We start from the raw sequence: 16,946 nt of genomic DNA on the forward strand, positions 1-16,946 counted from the left end.
CGCACCCTGGGAGGGACGTGTCGTGACCGTTGTGAATGACATTCCTCGGGCCTCTGCGGAGACGGCGGACGCTTACGGGCGTGTGGCCGAACTGCAGGCGGTCCGTGCGCAGGCGCTCGCCGGACCGAGCGAGAGGGCGACCGAGGCGCAGCATGCCAAGGGCAAGCTCACCGCCCGTGAGCGCATCGGGCTGCTGCTCGACGAGGGCTCGTTCCACGAGGTGGAGCAGCTGCGCCGGCACCGGGCGACCGGTTTCGGACTGGAGGACAAGCGCCCGTACACCGACGGTGTCATCACGGGCTGGGGCAGGGTCGAGGGCCGTACGGTCTTCGTCTACGCGCACGACTTCCGGATCTTCGGCGGCGCGCTGGGCGAGGCCCACGCGACGAAGATCCACAAGATCATGGACATGGCCATCGCGGCCGGTGCCCCGCTGGTCTCCCTGAACGACGGTGCGGGTGCCCGTATCCAGGAGGGCGTCTCGGCGCTGGCCGGTTACGGCGGCATCTTCCAGCGCAACACCAAGGCCTCGGGTGTCATCCCGCAGATCTCGGTGATGCTGGGCCCCTGCGCGGGCGGCGCGGCCTACTCCCCGGCGCTGACGGACTTCGTGTTCATGGTCCGGGAGACCTCGCAGATGTTCATCACCGGCCCGGACGTGGTCCGCGCGGTGACCGGCGAGGAGATCACCCAGAACGGCCTCGGCGGCGCCGACGTGCACGCCGGCACCTCGGGCGTCGCGCACTTCGCGTACGACGACGAGGAGACCTGCATCTCCGAGGTCCGCTACCTGCTCTCCATGCTTCCGCAGAACAACCGCGAGTACCCGCCGTGCGTGCCGTGCACGGATCCCCAGACCCGGCGCACCGAGGTGCTGCTGGACCTGGTTCCGGCCGACGGCAACCGCCCGTACGACATGGCCAAGGTGATCGAGGAGCTCGTCGACGACGGCGACTACCTGGAGGTCCACGAGCGCTGGGCGCGCAACATCATCTGCGCCCTGGGGCGGCTGGGCGGCCAGGTGGTCGCCCTGGTGGCCAATCAGCCGCAGTCGCTGGCCGGTGTGCTCGACATCGAGGCCTCGGAGAAGGCCGCGCGGTTCGTCCAGATGTGCGACGCCTTCAACATCCCGATCATCACGCTGCTGGACGTGCCCGGCTTCCTGCCGGGCGTCGACCAGGAGCACGGCGGCATCATCCGCCACGGCGCGAAGCTGCTGTACGCGTACTGCAACGCGACCGTGCCGCGGATCTCGCTGATCCTGCGCAAGGCCTACGGCGGCGCGTACATCGTCATGGACTCCCAGTCCATCGGCGCCGACCTGACCTACGCGTGGCCCACCAACGAGATCGCGGTGATGGGCGCCGAGGGCGCCGCCAACGTCATCTTCCGCAGGCAGATCGCCGAGGCCGAGGACCCCGAGGCGATGCGCGAGCGCATGGTCAAGGAGTACAAGGCCGAGCTGATGCACCCGTACTACGCGGCCGAGCGAGGCCTCGTCGACGACGTCATCGACCCGGCCCAGACCCGCGAGGTCCTCATCAGCTCGCTGGCGATGCTCCGCAGCAAACACGCGGACCTGCCCTCCCGCAAGCACGGCAATCCCCCGCAGTAACGGAGCACTCGATGGCCAAACAAGAACGAGCGGTGCGGACGCGGGAGAGCCTGATCAGTTCCGCGGCCGAGATCTTCGACCGAGAGGGCTTCGCGGTGGCGTCCCTCTCCATGATCAGCACACAGGCCGGAGTGAGCAGCGGAGCGCTGCACTTCCACTTCGCCAGCAAGGCGGCCCTGGCCGACGCCGTGGAGAGCGCCGCGCTGGACCGGCTGCGGATCATCGCCGGGGCGGCGTCGCGGGAGGGGGCGGGCCGGCTCCAGTACCTGGTCGATGTGACCCACGGGCTCGCCCTGGGGCTGCGCGGCGACGTGGTGCTGCGGGCGGGGTTCGGGCTGTGCGGCGACACGGCCCGCGTGACGCCGGGTGAGCTGCGCGAGCAGTGGCGGCGATGGGTCGAGGAGGCTGTGACGGAGGCCGAGAAGACGGGGGAGCTGCGGCCGGGGGTGGTGCCGGAGAGCGCCGTGACCGCGGTGGTGGCCGCGACCGTGGGCTTCGAGGTGCTCGGCTCCCGGGAGGAGGTCTGGCTCGCGCCGCACACGATCACCCGGTTCTGGGAGCTGCTGCTGCCGACGCTGGCGGCAGGGGACCGCCTCGCGGCGTTGGAACCGGAAGGATCATCCGGCGAATAGGACAGACCAGCCGGTCTGTTTCCGTCTGCTGGATGAAATCCCGGCCCCCGGCGGCCCGCGGACCACGTTTCAGCAGGTGGGGGCGGGTGAGGGCAGGTGTGGAAGGTGGCCTCGGCTCTTCGCGAAGACGCGAGGGGCCGGGGCCACCTGTGTGTGGCGGCCGGGAATATTTTCGGCCATGTCGCCGCGACCCTCTTTCGTCGGCGTTCTGGTGGATCGATGCACCGACTCGCTTGGGAACAGCGGACGTTGGGCGCACGGATGGAGCGGCCGGGGTGGTCGTGGAGCCAAAGAGTGGCTGGAAATAGACGTCCAGGCCCTCTGGGCGGCTGGCTGGGATTGACAAACCGACTGCGCTGTTTTGTTATCAAGGGGTCCGGTTGTCTGTGCACCCGGGCCCCGGCAGCGGAAAACGCGGGAAAAAAACGCGCAGGCCGCGAACCGGCCTCCAAGCGACATTTGGGGAGAACGTGGACATCGAAGTGCTCGGTGCGCTGTCCGTTCATGAGAACGGGGTGTCGATCACACCGACGGCACCCAAGCCGCGGCAGGTCCTGTCCCTGCTCGCGCTCCACGCCGACCAGGTGGTGCCCGTGGCCACGCTGATCGAGGAACTGTGGGAGAAGTCCCCGCCGCGCAGTGCGCGCACCACGTTGCAGACGTACGTCCTGCAACTGCGCGAGCTCATCGGCGTGGCACTGGCCTACGGCGAGAACGAGCGCTGCACCCCGAAGGACATCCTGGCCACCCTCCCCGGCGGCTACCGGCTGGAGACCCGGGGCGGAAGCGTCGACTACCGGGAGTTCGAGCGCAGGGCCGGCGCCGGCTACCGGGCGATGGACGCCGACGACTACCAGGGTGCCGCGCGCCGGCTGGCGGACGCGCTCTCGCTGTGGACCGGTCCCGCGCTCACCGACGTACAGGCCGGGAGCCGGATCGAGACGGAGGTCAGGCGCCTGGAGGAGCTGCGCCTGTGCGCGCTCGACCAGCGCATCGAGGCGGATCTGCGACTGGGCCGCCACCGCGAGCTGCTGTCGGAGCTGACCGTCCTGGTCAAGCAGTACAGCCTGCACGAGAGCCTGCACGGTCAGTTCATGCTGGCGCTGCACCGCTCGGGCCGACGCGGCGAGGCGCTCAACGTCTACCAGCGGCTGCGCACCATGCTCGTCTCCGAGCTGGGCCTCGAGCCCTCGGCCGCGTTGAGCAGGCTGCAGCGCTCCATCCTGATGGCGCACCCCGAGAGCGCGGCACCCCCCAAGACGGCTCTCCCGGTGACCGCGCCGGCGGGACCCGGCGGCGGGCGGCTCGTCGCGCGGACGACCTGACCGCCCGGGCCTCGCGGCAGCCGGCGACATGACCACCGAAGCCCTTCTCCCCGGCCCTCGAACGAGGGCCGGGGGAAGGGCTTCAGTGCTGTGTACGGGGCGTCGAGGACGGCCGTCAGCGGCTCGCAGCGCGGTCCATGGCCAGCTGCTCGAAGCGGTCGGCCAGTTCCCGCTGCTGCCGGCTGAGGACCTCGACCTGGTGGCGCAGCCGGGCCACCTCGGCGCGCAGCGGGTGCATGCCCTCCGCCCCCTGCGCTTCTCCCGTTTCCCAGGGTGCCGGGGCCTGCCGGTGGCGGATCGACTCCATGCGGCCGCGCAGTACGGGCCCCGGCTCCACTCCGAGATCGTGCACGAGCCGGCTTCGCGCCCGGTCGTAGACGCCCAGTGCCTCGGCCTGGCGCCCGCACTGGTCCAGCGCGGTCATCAGCAGCTCGTAGAAGCGTTCACGCAGCGGGTGAGAAGCCGTCAGCTCCGCCAGCTCGCCGGCTACCTCCCCGGCCCGGCCGGCCCGCAGACAGGCGTCGTACAGCGTCTCGAGGGTGATCAGCCGGTTCTCCTCCAGCAGCGACGCCTCGGTCGAGCAGATGGTGCCGCGGCCCGCTCCCTCCAGCGCGGGGCCGCGCCACAGCGCCAGCGCCTCGCGCAGGACCTCGGCCGAACGGGCCGGTTCGGTGGCGGCCAGCGAGCGGCCCCGGGCCATGAGGCGGTGGAAGCGCTGGGCGTCGGTGCCGGCCCCGCCCAGGCGCAGTACGTAGCCCAGCGGGCGGGTCACGAGCCACTCGTGGTGGCTCCCGCCGGAACCGGAACCGGGCGCGAGTGCGGGTGCGGGCAGCAGCATCCGGCGCAGCCGGGCGACATGGGTCTGCAGGGCATTGGCGGCGTTGGCGGGCGGATGTTCGCCCCACAATTCGTCCACGAGCCGGTCCGCGGAAACGACCTGGCCGGCCTTCACGGCGAGCGTTCCCAAAAGGGCACGCTGCTTGGCGCCGGCCGGTGTGATCCGAATATCGGCGCGATCGTCGAAGACCTGGACGGGGCCCAGGATTCGAAACTCCATCTCATCCTCGCACGGGGAGAGTCGGCTGGTACGCGGCCGAAGATCCGTACTCGGCATTCACTCGAAAATGGCCGAGGATCCTTCCGTCCTTATCAGATCCTAGGCGCTTCTCGGTGTCGGTGGAGGATTTATCGGCCGTATGTGGGGATTCGTGGAGTATTCCTTGAGGGGGATTCAGGTGCCTCGCGGTTTCACGGCTGGTCGCCGGTCAGGTCAGGAAAGCCCACCTGTACCCCGCGCCCGTGCCAGGCGCTCAGCAGCCGCAGCAGGGTCTTCGGATCGGGCAGGCCCTGCAGCCCGGGCGGGCCTGCCGCCTGGTCCCGGGCGAGTCGGTTCAGCAGCCCGCGGGTGAGCGGGTCGGCGCTCGGCGCCGTCGAATCCGTTGGCATGGCCGGAAACGTAGCAGCGCCGCCTAGAGCGCCGAAAGAGAACTCGTTCGGCAGATATGGGGCGGTCCCATTGGAGAGGCGCTCAAGACGCACTCAATTCCTGCATATGACACGGTCGGAGAAGGATAAGGTGCCCCTCGTCCGCCGTCGACGGCAAAGACAAGAAGGGCCAGAAGGCGACAGTATCGAATAACTCGAACACCGGCTTGTTGCCGACGTTGGCCGGCAAGGCGCGGAGGGGAATCATGAAGATCAAGGTCCTGGGTCCGTTGAATGTCGAAGTCAACGGTATATCGGTCGTCCCGACGGCGGGCAAGCCGCGCCAGATCCTGGCGCTGCTCGCGCTCTATCCGGGCAGGGTGGTGCCCGTGCCCACCCTGATGGAAGAGATCTGGGGCACCCACCTGCCGCAGAGCGCGCTGACCACGCTTCAGACCTACATCCTCCAGCTGCGCCGCAGACTGGGCACCGCCATGGGCCCGGACGCGCCCGGCTCGGCCAAGGACGTGCTCGCCACCCGGTACGGCGGCTACCTGCTCCAGGTCCCGGCCGAGGCGGTCGACGTGCGCACGTACGAGCGCCTGGTGGCGGAGGGGCAGCAGGCGTTCGAGGACGGTGAGGACGAGCGGCTGGCCAAGTGTCTGCGCGCGGCACTGGACCTGTGGGAAGGTCCCGCGCTGGTGGACGTACGCGTCGGCCCGATCCTCGACATCGAGGTGATGCGGCTGGAGGAGAGCCGGCTCGTGGCCCGCGAGCGCCGCATCGACGCCGACCTGCGGCTGGGCCGGCACATCGAACTCATCGCCGAGCTCACCGACCTGATCGCCCGCCACCCCCAGCACGAAGGGCTGCACTCGCAGGCCATGGTCGCGCTCTACCGGTCGGGCCGGCAGGCCTCCGCGCTCGACGTCTACCGCCGGATGCGCCAGCGGCTGATCGACGAGCTCGGCGTGGAGCCCTCGCCGCAACTCCAGCGGCTGCACCAGGCGATGCTCGCCGTCGACCCGCGCCTGGACGTGGCCTGCGGGCCGCGGCGCAGCTCGACCTTCGATCTGTACGCAGCCTGAATCGAGTACCACTCAAGGCCCACGGGTGAGGCTCGGGCCGCGAAGGCGCCGTAGGACGAACGTGCCCGCACAGCTTCACGGAGGAGGGCGACCGATGGCTTCGCTGACGGCGGTAGAGGGGGCGGCGGGGCGGCGGGTACGGCTCCACTGCCTCGCCCACGCGGGCGCGGGGGTGGCCAGCTACCGTCGCTGGCCCGTCGCGGCCGGGCCCGGCGTGGACGTCGCGGCGCTGGTGCTGCCGGGCCGTGACAGCCGGCGGCGCGAGCCCCGCGTCACCGAGCGCGCAGGGCTCCTGGAGGATCTGCTGCCCCCGCTCCTGGAGGCGGCCCGGTCCGGACCGTACGCGCTGTACGGCCACAGCCTGGGCGCCCTGGTGGCGTACACGCTCACCAGGGCGCTGGCGGACGCCGGGGTGCCGGCGCCGCTGTTCCTCGCGGTGGGCGCCTGCCTGCCGCCGCACGTCAGCGCCGCCCTGGTGGCCGCGGCGGAACTCCCCGACGACGTGCTGCTGCCCCTCCTGGGCGACCTCGGCTCGCTGCCCAAGGGAGCCGCCGCCCGCCCCGGCGGGCTGTGGCACCGCAGTGTGCTGCCCGTCCTGCGCGACGACCTGCGCCTGGCCCGGGCACTGCGCCAGGCGGCCCTGGACCCCGTCACCGGAGGATCCGTGGATCTGCCCCTGCTCGTCTTCGCGGGCAGCGACGATCCGCTCGCCGTGCCCGCCGCCCTCGAGGAGTGGCGGCAGTGGACCACCGGGCCGATCACCGTACGCTCCGTCGACGGCGACCACTTCTTCGCGGGCGGAGACGTACTGCCGGCCCTGGTCGGTGCGGCCTGCCGCGAGTACGAGGCGGCGGCCGCCGCCGGGGCCGCGGCGGGCGCGAGCGCGGGGGGTGTGCGGTGAAGCGCGTCGTCATCACCGGGGTCGGCGTGGTGGCCCCCGGAGCCGTCGGCACCGCCAACTTCTGGTCCCTGCTGACCTCGGGCCGTACCGCCACCCGGGGCGTCACCCTCTTCGACGCCTCCAGCTACCGCTCGCGGGTCGCCGCCGAGGTCGACTTCGACCCCACCGCGCACGGCTTCACCCTCGCCGACACCGAACGCCTGGACCGGGCCGCCCAGTTCGCCCTGGTCAGCGCCCGGGAGGCGGTGGCCGACAGCGGCCTGCACGCCGTACTGGCCGCGGGGAACCGGCTGCGCACCGGGGTCAGTCTGGGCAATGCGGCAGGCTGCGCCACCGGGCTCGCCACCCAGTACGCGCTGCTGAGCGACTTCGGCAGCACCTGGACCGTCGACCACCGCCGGGCCGCCGAGTGCCTCTACGACTACTTCGTGCCCAGCTCGCTGGCGGCCGCCGTGGCCCGCGACAGCGGCGCGCAGGGCTCGGTCAGCCTGATCTCCAGCGGCTGCACCTCGGGCCTGGACGCGATCGGGCACGCCGCCGAGCTGATCCGCGAGGGCAGCGCCGACGTGATGATCGCGGGCGGGGCGGAGGCACCGATCTCCCCCATCGCCATGGCCTGCTTCGACCGCATCCGCCTCACCAGCCCCCGCAACGAGGACCCCGCCACCGCCTCGCGCCCCTTCGACCGCACCCGCGACGGCTTCGTGCTCGGCGAGGGCGCGGCCGTGCTGATCCTGGAGGAGCTGGAGCACGCGCGCCGCCGGGGCGCCCGCGTGTACGCGGAGCTGTCCGGCTTCGCCTCGTACAGCAGCGCGCACCACATGACGGGGCTGCGGCCGGGCGGCCAGGAAATGGCCGACGCCATCCGGGCGGCACTCGACGAGGCGCGGCTGAACCCGGTCGACGTGGACTACATCAACGCGCACGGGGCCGGCACCCGGCACAACGACCGGCACGAGACGAACGCCTTCAAGCAGGGACTGGGCGACCACGCCCGGCGCGTCCCGGTCAGCTCCATCAAATCGATGATCGGACACGCGCTCGGCGCCGCCGGGGCCCTGGACGTGGCGGCCAGCGTGCTGGCCATCGAGCACAGTACGGTGCCGCCGACCGCCAACCTCCACGAGCCCGACCCGACCTGCGACCTGGACTACACACCGCTGTTCGCCCGCGAGCAGCGCACCAGTACGGTCCTCAGCGTCGCCAGCGGCTTCGGCGGCTTCCACGCCGCCACCGTGCTGACCCGCCCCCGGCTGCGGGAGACGGCATGAGCGGCGTCAACAGCGCGAGCGGGGGCGTGCGCAGCCTGGCCGCGGGCCGGGCGCTGGTCACCGGCATCGGCGTGGCCGCGCCCAACGGGCTGGGCACCGAGGCCTGGTGGAGCGCCGTGCTGGAGGGCCGCAGCGGCATCGGCCCGATCACCCGCTTCGACGCCTCCGGCTACCCGGTGCGGATCGCGGGCGAGATCCCCGGCTTCGTCGACGAGGAACACATCCCCAGCCGCCTGCTCCCCTCCACCGACCGGGTCACCCGCCTGAGCCTGGTCGCGGCCAAGGAGGCCCTGGAGGACTCGGGCGCCGACCCGGCCGCGCTGCCCGGCCACCGGGCGGGCGTGATCACGGCCAGCTCCGCGGGCGGCACCGAGTTCGGCCAGCGAGGGCTGGAGGCACTGTGGGGCAAGGGCGCCCAGTACGTCAGCGCGTACCAGTCCTTCGCCTGGTTCCACGCGGCGGGAACCGCGGAGATCTCCATCCGGCACGTGCTGCGCGGCCCCGCCTCCGCCGTGGTCACCGAGCAGGCGGGCGGGATCGACACCCTCGCCCGCGCCCGGCGCGAGATCCGCAAGGGCGTGGCCCTCATGGTGACCGGAGGCGTCGACTCGGTGCTCTGCCCCTGGGGCTGGGCCGCGCACCTGGCAGACGGCCGGCTGAGCACCCACCCCGATCCGGCGCGGGCCTACCTGCCCTTCGACGCGGAGGCCCGCGGCCATGTCGTGGGTGAGGGCGGCGCGCTGCTGGTGCTGGAGGACGCGGCGGCCGCCGCAGCGCGCGGCGTCCGCGGGTACGCCGTGGTGGCCGGGTGCGCGGCGACCTTCGACGGCGGGCCCGGGGAGGAGCGGCTCAAGGAGGCCGCCGAACTCGCGCTGGCCGACGCCCGGGTGAGCCCGGACCAGGTGGACGTGGTGTTCGCCGACGGGGCGGGGGAGCGGGCCGCCGACCGGGCCGAGGCCGAGGCGCTGGCCGCCCTGTTCGGGCCGTGCGGGGTGCCGGTGACCGCGCCCAAGTCGATGACGGGCCGGCTGGGCGCCGGGGGTTCCTCGCTGGACCTGGCGGCGGCGGCGCTCGCGCTGCGCGACAAGGTGGTGCCCCCGACCACCGGAACGCGGCGGGTCGCCGCGGACTGCCCGCTGGATCTGGTGACGGGCGCGGCGCGGGAGCTGCCCGGGATGCGGACCGTGCTGGTGCTGGCGCGCGGGTGGGGCGGCTTCAACTCGGCCGCGGTGTTGCGGGCGGCCGGTGCCTGAGCCGGCCGGTGTCTGAGCCGGCCGGTGTCTGAGCCGGCCGATGCCTGAGCCGGCCGATGCCTGAGCCGGCCGATGCCTGAGGCCGGCGGGGGCGCCGCTACGCCAGTCCGTCCGCACAGGCGGACCGGTTCAGCTCGCGCCGCAGCCGGCGCTCCAGCGGGGTCAGCGGCAGATCGGGCCGCATCCGGTCCGGGTGTCCCGGAGGGGGCGCGTCCCACATCGGGCCGGGGGCCGGGCAGTCGTCCGTACCGATCTGTCCCACGGCATGCAGGCGCCCGAGGGCGATGAACCCCTCCCACACGGCGCGCACAAAGGGTGTCAGGGCGTGCATGTCGCCTCCAGGTCGTACGGCCGCCGACCGGCGGGCGGGCGGGATGTGCGGTCACGATGCGCCCCCGTGGTCGAGGAGCCGACGCGGACGGCCGGAACACGGGTGGATCCCGGGTGCATGCCCCGGCGCGGTGCAGCGGGGCTCCACTCGAGCCGAACCGCCGTACGGACCCCGCTGGCGCGCAGACCGGAGCCGCCCACCAGGACGGGGGTGGCCGGGTGGGCGGCAGCGGCGGTCGCGAGCCGGGCCGGGGAAACGGAGCCGCCCCGGGACGCCGGAGGCGTGGTGCGTCAGTTCGACGCCGCCCGGGCTTCCGCCCGCAGAGTCTCGGCGGCCGGGCTCGCGGGCCGCTCAAGCGGAGGGGGCGGACCCTCCCGGGGCGAGGTACGTCCGAGCCGGCGCACGTCCAAAAGGGGAGGCCGGGCCTTCGGATCGAGGCGGACGCAGCGGGCGGCTCGATCCGCGCTCCAGTCAAGCCCGTGCGGTCTGCGAGCCGTTCCGGACAGTGTCTTGGGCACGGCCGTCGGCCAGGGCCGCCCGACAGCGTCTGCCGGCGGCCCTCAGCGGCAGGCGGACGGGTTCGCCGGTGTGAGGGCACCGGCGCAGTGGTGGCACCGTGCCGGGCGGGGGTCGGAGCCCCGCCGGTACGGCGGCACCGCAGCCCGGACCCCGCAGCCCGGACGCCGCCGGTCGGAGCCGGCCGGCGTACCAATGAGGAGGGTGTGGAAGATGTCGGATGCGCGCGTGCACCGCACGGTCCACGAAGTGATCGCGGCGGCCCCGGCCGGAGTGATGTACGGGCTGATCGCGGACGCCACCCGGTGGCCGTTGTTCTTCGCGCCCTGTGTCCACGTCGAGCAGCTCGACTTCGACGGGACGCGGGAGCGGCTGCGCATGTGGGTCACCGCGGGCGAGAGCGTCAAGTCCTGGGTGTCCAGCCGGCACCTGGACGTGGAGCGGCTGCGCGTGGCGTTCACCCATGACCTGCCCGCCGCGCCCACGCAGTCCATGAGCGGCGTGTGGACGGTGGTGCCGCTGGGCGAGTACGCCGCCAAGGTGACCCTGGAGCACTCCTTCACCGTCGCCGGGGACGTACCCGAGGACGTGGCCTGGGTCGAGCGGGTCACCCTCGAGAACAGCCGCGCCCAACTGGACCGGCTGGCCGAGCTCGCCGAGCGCTGGACGCGTCTGGACGACCTGGTGTGGTCCTTCGAGGACACCGTACGGGTCAACGCGCCCAGCGAGCTGGTCTTCGACTTCCTGTACCGGGTGCGGGACTGGCCCGCCGAACTCCCGCACGTCAACCGCCTCGACCTGGTCGAGGACGAGCCGGGCGTACAGGTCCTGTCCATGGGCAGCCTGTCCGTCGACGGCAGCGCGCACAGCACCGAATCGGTGCGCATCTGCTTCCCGGGCGCCCAGCACATCTGCTACAAGCAGACCCGGACCTCGCCCCTGCTGACCGCACACACAGGGGAGTGGTCGGTCGAACCCGACGAGTCCGGGGTGACCCTGACGGCCCGGCACAACGTGCTGCTGTGCGAAGAGAACATCGAGAGCGTGCTGGGCGAGGGCACCGACGCGGTGGCCGCGGGCCGGCACCTGCGCGAGGCGATGGGCCAGGCAGGCCTGTCCGTACTGCGCCACGCCGCGCAGTACGCCATCGACTCGGTCCGAGTCCTGTGACCGCGGTCCAGGACACCACGGCCCCCGTACGGGAAACCCACGCACCCGTACGGGACAAAGGTGAGGCGGCGCCCGCCGCCGCGTCCGAGCGCGCCGCCCGGCTGGAGGCGGCCCTCGGCGACCCCCTGGACCCGGACAACCCGCACGGACACCTGGCGCTGCTGCGCGCCGACGAGGCCCGCGAGGCGCCGGCGGCCACCGAGGCGCTGCTCGCCGAAGCGGGCCTGGGCGCCGAGTTCGTCCCGTACGACCTCGGCGGCCGGCTCACCGACCTGGAGGAACTCGCGCGGGTACTACGCCCGTTGTTCCGCCGCGATCTCGCGCTCGGCTACGGATTCGGCATCACCTCGCTCTTCGCCGCCTGCGCGGTGTGGACCGCGGGGGACGAGCCGCAGCGCCGGGCGCTGGCCGCGCACCTCCTCGGCGGCGGCCGGGTCACGATCGTGCACCGCGAGGTGGCGCACGCCAACGCGATCCTGCGCAACGAGGTCGAGGCGAGGCCCGGACCGGACGGCGGCTGGGTGCTCAACGGGCACAAGGACGTGGTCATCAACGCCCACCGCGCCGAGGCCTTCGTCATGTACGCGCGCACCGCGAGCGAGGACGGACCGCGCAGCCACTCCGTGCTGCTGCTCGGCCCCGAGCCGCCCGCCTCCGGCGAGGTGCGCAGGCTCGGCAGGGTCGAGATGCCGGGCATGCGCGGCGCGCACTTCTCCGGACTCGAATTCGCCGATGTGGCCGCGGGGCCCGAGGCACTGGTCGGCGAGGCCGGCGAAGGCGTGTCGCTGGCCCTGCGCAGCTTCCAGATCAGCCACTGCCTGATTCCGGGCGTGGTGCTGGCCGGCGTGGACAGCGTGCTGCGCCAGGCCGTGCACGCGGCCGTGGAGAACCGGCCCGACGGATGGCCAGCCCGCCGCTGGCAGAAGGTGCTCGCCGGGGTCTTCGCGGACCTGCTGGCCTGCGACAGCATGGCCGTCACCGGGCTGCGGGCGATGAGCCTGCTGCCGGAGGACGCGTACCTGCTGGCCGCCGCGGTCAAGTACACGATGCCGGACCTGCTGCGTGAGGACCTGGAGGAGCTGGCGACCGTGCTCGGCGCCCGCGGATACGACCGCGGGCCGCTGTACGGCGGCTTCCAGAAGCTCGTACGGGACCTGCCGGTGGCCGGTCTCGGACACGCGGGGACGGCCGTGTGCCAGGCGGTGCTGGTGCCGCAGCTGCCGGCGCTGGCGCGCACGGCGTGGTTCCGCACACCGGAGCCGCCGGCGGGGCTGTTCCAACCGGGGGCGCCGTTGCCCCCGTTCGACCACCGGCGCCTCGCGCACTCCGGTACGGACGACCTGCTGACGGCGACTCTGGTCGGCGCGGCGAGCCGGCTGGCGAAGGGGCGCTCCGGGTACGCCGACGGGTCGCCGCACGCGGTGCTGGCGGGGCTCGCGCAGACGTTCGTGGCGGAGCTGCGGGTGCTGAGGGCGCGGTGCGCCGCGTTGAGCGCGCCGGCCGGCGGCACCGGATTCGACGCGCAGGCCTGCGCGCTGGCCGACCGGTACGCGCTGGTGCTCGCGGCGGCGGCGGTGCTCGGCATGTGGGAGGGGCAGGCCGGGACCGGATCGTTCCTGGAGGAGCCCGCCTGGGCCGTGCTCGCGCTGAGCCGAATCGCACGGCGGCTGGGGGCGGTGGTGCCGGACCTTCCCGAGGGCGTGGTGGGCTCGGTGCTCGGTGAAGTGCTGGGGCGGTGCCGGGAGGGACGGAGCCTCGACCTGTACGGGACGGCGCTGGCGGGCTGAGGCGTGCGATGACCCCGCCCGACCGGCCGACCGCTTGACCACCCGCCTTTCCGGTCAGGGCGCCGCAGACGTGTCGGGGCGGTGGACGAACGCCCCGGCCAGATCGCCGTCCGCCCCGCGGGACCGGGACGGGCGGCACTACACGCAGGAGACGACGATGGACCAGGTGAGATGCGCCGCCCCCCTTCGTGTGCCGCGGCCGCACGGTCCGTGGGACGGGGTGAAGGAGAACCTGACCGGGCTCGGCAACGCGGTGGTCCACACGACCTGGAGCGAATGGCTGCCCAGCGTGCTGACCACACCCCGGCTGCGCGAGCTGCTCGGGCCGGACTGGGACCGCTACCGGCGTACCCCCGACGCCACCGTGCGCTACCGCTTCGCGGCCGCCCGGCTGCTCATCAAGTACACGGCGGCGGCGGCGCTCGGCATCCCGCCCGAGTACCTCGACCTGGCCTACCGGCTGGGCGGGCGCCCCTATCTGCGCGGCTTCGACCAGATCGAGCTGAGCCTGTCCCACACCGGAGACCTGATAGCCGTCGGGCTCAGCCGCACGGGCCGGATCGGCGTGGACGTGGAGCCGGCCAACCGCAACGTACGGCTGGAGCTGCTGGAGGCGCAGATCCTGACCCCGGCCGAGATGACGGAGATCGCCGGGATGCCGGAGGCGGAGCGGGTCCCGTACGCGCTGAAGCTGTGGACCCTCAAGGAGGCGTACAGCAAGGCACTCGGGCAGGGGCTGCGGCTGGGCTTCAAGGAGTTCGGCTTCCAGGAGTCCGGCTCGGGGGGCGCGCGGCTGCACGCCCCGGACGGCAGCGCGGCGACCCGGGGGGAGTGGGGCTTCGCCACGCACCCGGTGATGGGCCGCTACCTGCTGAGCACCGCCTGCCACGACGCGGGGCTGTCCACCGCGAACGACACGTCGGTGGGGACCATGCTCGACCAGGGGTTCCTGTCGGCGATGAACCAGAGCGCGAGCTGACCTGCGGCCCGGGTCTGCGGCCCGGGTCGATCCGGGCCTTGAGCCGTTCTGCGGCGGACTTCGAGGCGCGTCAGCGCATCGACAGGTGCCCGGCAGCGGGTTGCTCCACGGTGGGCCCGGGAGTACCGCGCCCTCGGGCGCCCCGCTCCCCGGGCCGTCCGGCGTTCCGGGCCCCGTACGGGATGAGCAGGACCGGAGGAGGGCGACCGCATGGCCAGGTCGAGCCGCCCGCGCACGGGACGGGGACGAGGCGGCCGCCAGGCAGCCTCCGCCCTGCCGCTGACCTGGTGGCAGCACGACCTGCTGCTGGACTCACTGGAGCACCGGGGCACCGGCCGCCACGTGGAGCAGCTGTCCTGGCGCTGGACCGGACCGCTGGACACCGAGCGGTTCACCGCGGCCTGGCAGTCCGTCACCGACCGGGAGACGGTGCTGCGCGCCGCCGTCGACTGGGAGCCGTGGCCGCGCGTGGTCCTGCACGACCGGGCCGCCGCCGAGGTCGTGCACCACCGGGCCGGCGGCGTCGACTGGGACGAGCTGGTGGAACACGACCGGCTGCGCGGCTTCGACCTGCGCGGCCCCGGACCGCTGCGGGTCACCCTCGTCGACGACCCGGCGCCCGGCGCCCCCGCCACGCGCGTGCTGCTCACCTTCCACCACGGACTGCTGGACGCCTGGAGCGTGTTCGTCCTCCTGGACGAGTTCTACCGGGCCTACCTGGCCGGCGGCGCGCTGCCCGGAGGGGAGAGGCGGCCCGACATCCGCGACTGGGCGCGCTGGCTGGAGCACCAGGACCCGGGCCCGGCACGGGAGTTCTGGACCCGGACGGTACCCGAGGGCGCGCCTGCCGTGCTGCCCGCCGCGCCCGGCCCGGACACCCTGGAGAGCGGCTGCGGCCGCGCCGAGGCGCGCTTGTCGGCCCGGGAGGCCGAGCGGCTGCACCGCTGGGCCGCGGCCCTGGCGATGCCCGACTCCACTGCCCTGCAGGCGGTCTGGGCGATGCTGCTGTACCGCGGCGCGGGCGTCAGCGGCCCCGCGCAGGTCGGATTCGGCGTCACCGTTTCGGGGCGCGGCATCGCCCTGGAGGCCGTTGAGCGGCTGCCCGCGCCGATGCGCAACTGCCTGCCGATGTCCGTCCAGGTCGATCCGGCGCACCGGCTGGGGCGCCTGCTGACGGGGCTGCGCGACCGCGCGCTGGACATGGCGGCGTACGAATGGGTCTCCGCCGGGCAGATCCACGAGTGGACCGGCCGGGCCGCGGGCGGCGGGCCGCTGCTGGCGAGCCTGGTGGCCGTCGGGAGCGTGCCGCGCCCGCCGCGGGAGCTGCGCGCCGGGCTGGCCGATCACGGCGTGCGGATCGAGCCGCTGTACGCGAGCGGCGCGCACACCGCCTTCCCCGTCGCCCTGCTCACGCACCGCGGCCCCGACGGCTCGCTGACGCTGACCGCCGCACACGACCGGTCCCGGATGTCGGCAGCCGATGCGGGCCGCCTGGTGGGACACTGCGCGCGGCTGCTGCGCGAACTGCCCGCCACCAGCGCCGAGACGACGCTCGCCCAGGTGCTCGCCATCCTCGAAGGGGACGAGCCGCCGCGGATCGCCCAGCGGCGCGGCTCGGCCGCCCAGCGGGCGGCCCGCTTCCGCCTTCACTCGATCGGTGATCGATCCGACGTCGAGCGGATCCCTAGCGGGTCTTGACACCGTGGGGCGACTCATCGTGAAGGAGCCGCCCATGTTCACCTACGACATCAGGCAAGATCTCCGGGAGGTCGAGATGTACTTCTTCGGCCTGGTCCCGGTGGGGGTCGCGCCGCCGCTGCGGCTGGCCGGAGCGGACGAGGACGACGCGGAGTTCCACGAGGAGTTCAGCATCGTCCGCGGTATCGACTAGCCCGTGTCCTACGGAACCCCACCGGTCGACCGGCTTGCCGACCCCGTCTCCACCCAGCTCTCCACTCAGCTCTCCACCCACCTCCCCGCTCACCTGGCCGTTCGCGTCGCGCGGCTGCGCCGTGTCGTCTGGCTCGCCGTACGGGGTGCGGATCCGGCCGTCGGCCGCCCCGTCGGTCCGGCCCCCTGGGCGACCCATGGCCGGAACCAGACGGTTCCGAGCGGAAACCGACCCCTCGCGTAGCTCCGCTCCAGCCCCGGTCGGGCGGTCCCAGCGAAAGAAGGAATCGATGCCGCTGTCGAAGCAGCGCGCCGGCGCACCGCAGGTGTCGCCCTCGGTCGAGGCGTTCCTCAACGACCCCGAGCACGTGGGCGTGCTCACCACCGTCAGGCCCGACGGGACGCTGCACACGGCGCCCGTACGGTTCACCTGGGACGGCACGGCCGGCCTCGTCCGGGTCATGACCGTCGCCTCCTCGCGCAAGGCGCGCAACCTGCTGGCCGACCCCGGCGGCCGGGTGGCGATCTGCCAGGTGCAGGGCTTCGCCTGGGTCACGCTGGAGGGCCCCGGCACGGTGGTGCGCGAGCCCGGGCGGGTGGCCGAGGGAGTCAAGCGGTACGCCAAGCGGTACTGGTCGGCGCCGCCGAACCCGCCCGGCCGGGTGGTCATCGAGATCGAGGTCGACCGGGTACTGACCCTCAACACCTGAGCAACCCTGAGCAACCCTGAGCAACACCCGAGCGCGCGGCCGCAGCCTTCCCG

At 73.3% G+C, this 16,946-nt stretch carries 17 protein-coding genes; 14 read left to right on the forward strand and 3 right to left on the reverse strand.

The window, feature by feature from the left end:
• Positions 1-22: 22 nt before the first annotated feature.
• The 3 genes from MTF69_RS21075 (at position 23) to MTF69_RS21085 (ending at position 3,572) form a co-directional block, all read left to right on the forward strand.
• Positions 23-1,615: an acyl-CoA carboxylase subunit beta gene (locus MTF69_RS21075; protein ID WP_243336495.1), complete on the forward strand. Its 1,593-nt coding sequence runs from the start codon at positions 23-25 to the stop codon at positions 1,613-1,615.
• Positions 1,616-1,626: 11 nt separating this feature from the next.
• The gene (locus MTF69_RS21080) at positions 1,627-2,247 is read left to right on the forward strand and encodes a ScbR family autoregulator-binding transcription factor (RefSeq protein ID WP_243336496.1); all 621 of its coding nucleotides are present in this window, start codon (positions 1,627-1,629) and stop codon (positions 2,245-2,247) included.
• Positions 2,248-2,717: 470 nt separating this feature from the next.
• Positions 2,718-3,572: an AfsR/SARP family transcriptional regulator gene (locus MTF69_RS21085; protein ID WP_243336497.1), complete on the forward strand. Its 855-nt coding sequence runs from the start codon at positions 2,718-2,720 to the stop codon at positions 3,570-3,572.
• A 115-nt stretch (positions 3,573-3,687) separates the two neighbouring features.
• Here MTF69_RS21085 and MTF69_RS21090 read toward each other — a convergent pair whose 3' ends face one another.
• Both MTF69_RS21090 and MTF69_RS21095 read right to left on the reverse strand, forming a co-directional pair.
• Positions 3,688-4,629 carry an AfsR/SARP family transcriptional regulator gene (locus MTF69_RS21090; protein ID WP_243336498.1) on the reverse strand — a complete coding sequence of 314 codons (942 nt, stop codon included), beginning with the start codon at positions 4,627-4,629 and terminating at the stop codon, positions 3,688-3,690.
• A gap of 191 nt (positions 4,630-4,820) precedes the next feature.
• Positions 4,821-5,018, reverse strand: coding sequence for a hypothetical protein (locus tag MTF69_RS21095; protein ID WP_243336499.1), 198 nt, complete (start codon positions 5,016-5,018; stop codon positions 4,821-4,823).
• A 245-nt stretch (positions 5,019-5,263) separates the two neighbouring features.
• Between MTF69_RS21095 and MTF69_RS21100 the strand changes: the two genes are divergently transcribed.
• From MTF69_RS21100 to MTF69_RS21115, 4 genes are all read left to right on the forward strand, one after another.
• Positions 5,264-6,085 carry an AfsR/SARP family transcriptional regulator gene (locus tag MTF69_RS21100; RefSeq protein WP_243336500.1) on the forward strand — a complete coding sequence of 274 codons (822 nt, stop codon included), beginning with the start codon at positions 5,264-5,266 and terminating at the stop codon, positions 6,083-6,085.
• A gap of 94 nt (positions 6,086-6,179) precedes the next feature.
• Complete coding sequence (locus MTF69_RS21105; RefSeq protein WP_243336501.1) at positions 6,180-6,986, forward strand: thioesterase II family protein; 807 nt, start codon at positions 6,180-6,182, stop codon at positions 6,984-6,986.
• On the forward strand, positions 6,983-8,257 hold the full coding sequence (locus MTF69_RS21110; RefSeq protein WP_243336502.1) for a beta-ketoacyl synthase: 1,275 nt from the start codon (positions 6,983-6,985) through the stop codon (positions 8,255-8,257). Before MTF69_RS21105 ends, MTF69_RS21110 begins: the two co-directional genes overlap by 4 nt.
• Positions 8,254-9,510 (forward strand): beta-ketoacyl synthase N-terminal-like domain-containing protein, encoded by a 1,257-nt coding sequence (locus MTF69_RS21115; RefSeq protein WP_243336503.1) that lies wholly within the window; start codon positions 8,254-8,256, stop codon positions 9,508-9,510. The genes MTF69_RS21110 and MTF69_RS21115 overlap by 4 nt, the downstream gene beginning before the upstream one ends.
• Positions 9,511-9,607: 97 nt before the next feature.
• Here the strand turns inward: MTF69_RS21115 and MTF69_RS21120 are convergent, their stop codons facing one another.
• Entirely contained in the window at positions 9,608-9,841 is a 234-nt protein-coding gene (locus tag MTF69_RS21120) for a DUF6059 family protein (protein WP_243336504.1), read from the reverse strand.
• 729 nt (positions 9,842-10,570) lie between these two features.
• Between MTF69_RS21120 and MTF69_RS21125 the strand changes: the two genes are divergently transcribed.
• From MTF69_RS21125 to MTF69_RS21155, 7 genes are all read left to right on the forward strand, one after another.
• The gene (locus tag MTF69_RS21125; protein ID WP_243336505.1) at positions 10,571-11,527 is read left to right on the forward strand and encodes an aromatase/cyclase; all 957 of its coding nucleotides are present in this window, start codon (positions 10,571-10,573) and stop codon (positions 11,525-11,527) included.
• Positions 11,524-13,314: an acyl-CoA dehydrogenase gene (locus MTF69_RS21130; RefSeq protein ID WP_243336506.1), complete on the forward strand. Its 1,791-nt coding sequence runs from the start codon at positions 11,524-11,526 to the stop codon at positions 13,312-13,314. The genes MTF69_RS21125 and MTF69_RS21130 overlap by 4 nt, the downstream gene beginning before the upstream one ends.
• A gap of 157 nt (positions 13,315-13,471) precedes the next feature.
• The gene (locus MTF69_RS21135; protein ID WP_243336507.1) at positions 13,472-14,293 is read left to right on the forward strand and encodes a 4'-phosphopantetheinyl transferase superfamily protein; all 822 of its coding nucleotides are present in this window, start codon (positions 13,472-13,474) and stop codon (positions 14,291-14,293) included.
• A gap of 210 nt (positions 14,294-14,503) precedes the next feature.
• Complete coding sequence (locus MTF69_RS21140; protein WP_243336508.1) at positions 14,504-15,991, forward strand: condensation domain-containing protein; 1,488 nt, start codon at positions 14,504-14,506, stop codon at positions 15,989-15,991.
• A 34-nt stretch (positions 15,992-16,025) separates the two neighbouring features.
• Entirely contained in the window at positions 16,026-16,184 is a 159-nt protein-coding gene (locus MTF69_RS21145) for a hypothetical protein (RefSeq protein WP_243336509.1), read from the forward strand.
• A gap of 3 nt (positions 16,185-16,187) precedes the next feature.
• Entirely contained in the window at positions 16,188-16,427 is a 240-nt protein-coding gene (locus MTF69_RS21150) for a hypothetical protein (RefSeq protein ID WP_243336510.1), read from the forward strand.
• Positions 16,428-16,473: 46 nt separating this feature from the next.
• A complete protein-coding gene (locus MTF69_RS21155; RefSeq protein WP_243336511.1) occupies positions 16,474-16,893 on the forward strand; it encodes a pyridoxamine 5'-phosphate oxidase family protein in 420 nt (139 codons plus the stop codon).
• Positions 16,894-16,946: the final 53 nt, after the last annotated feature.

Source organism: Streptomyces sp. AP-93 (assembly GCF_022808175.1).
Classification (GTDB): domain Bacteria; phylum Actinomycetota; class Actinomycetes; order Streptomycetales; family Streptomycetaceae; genus Streptomyces.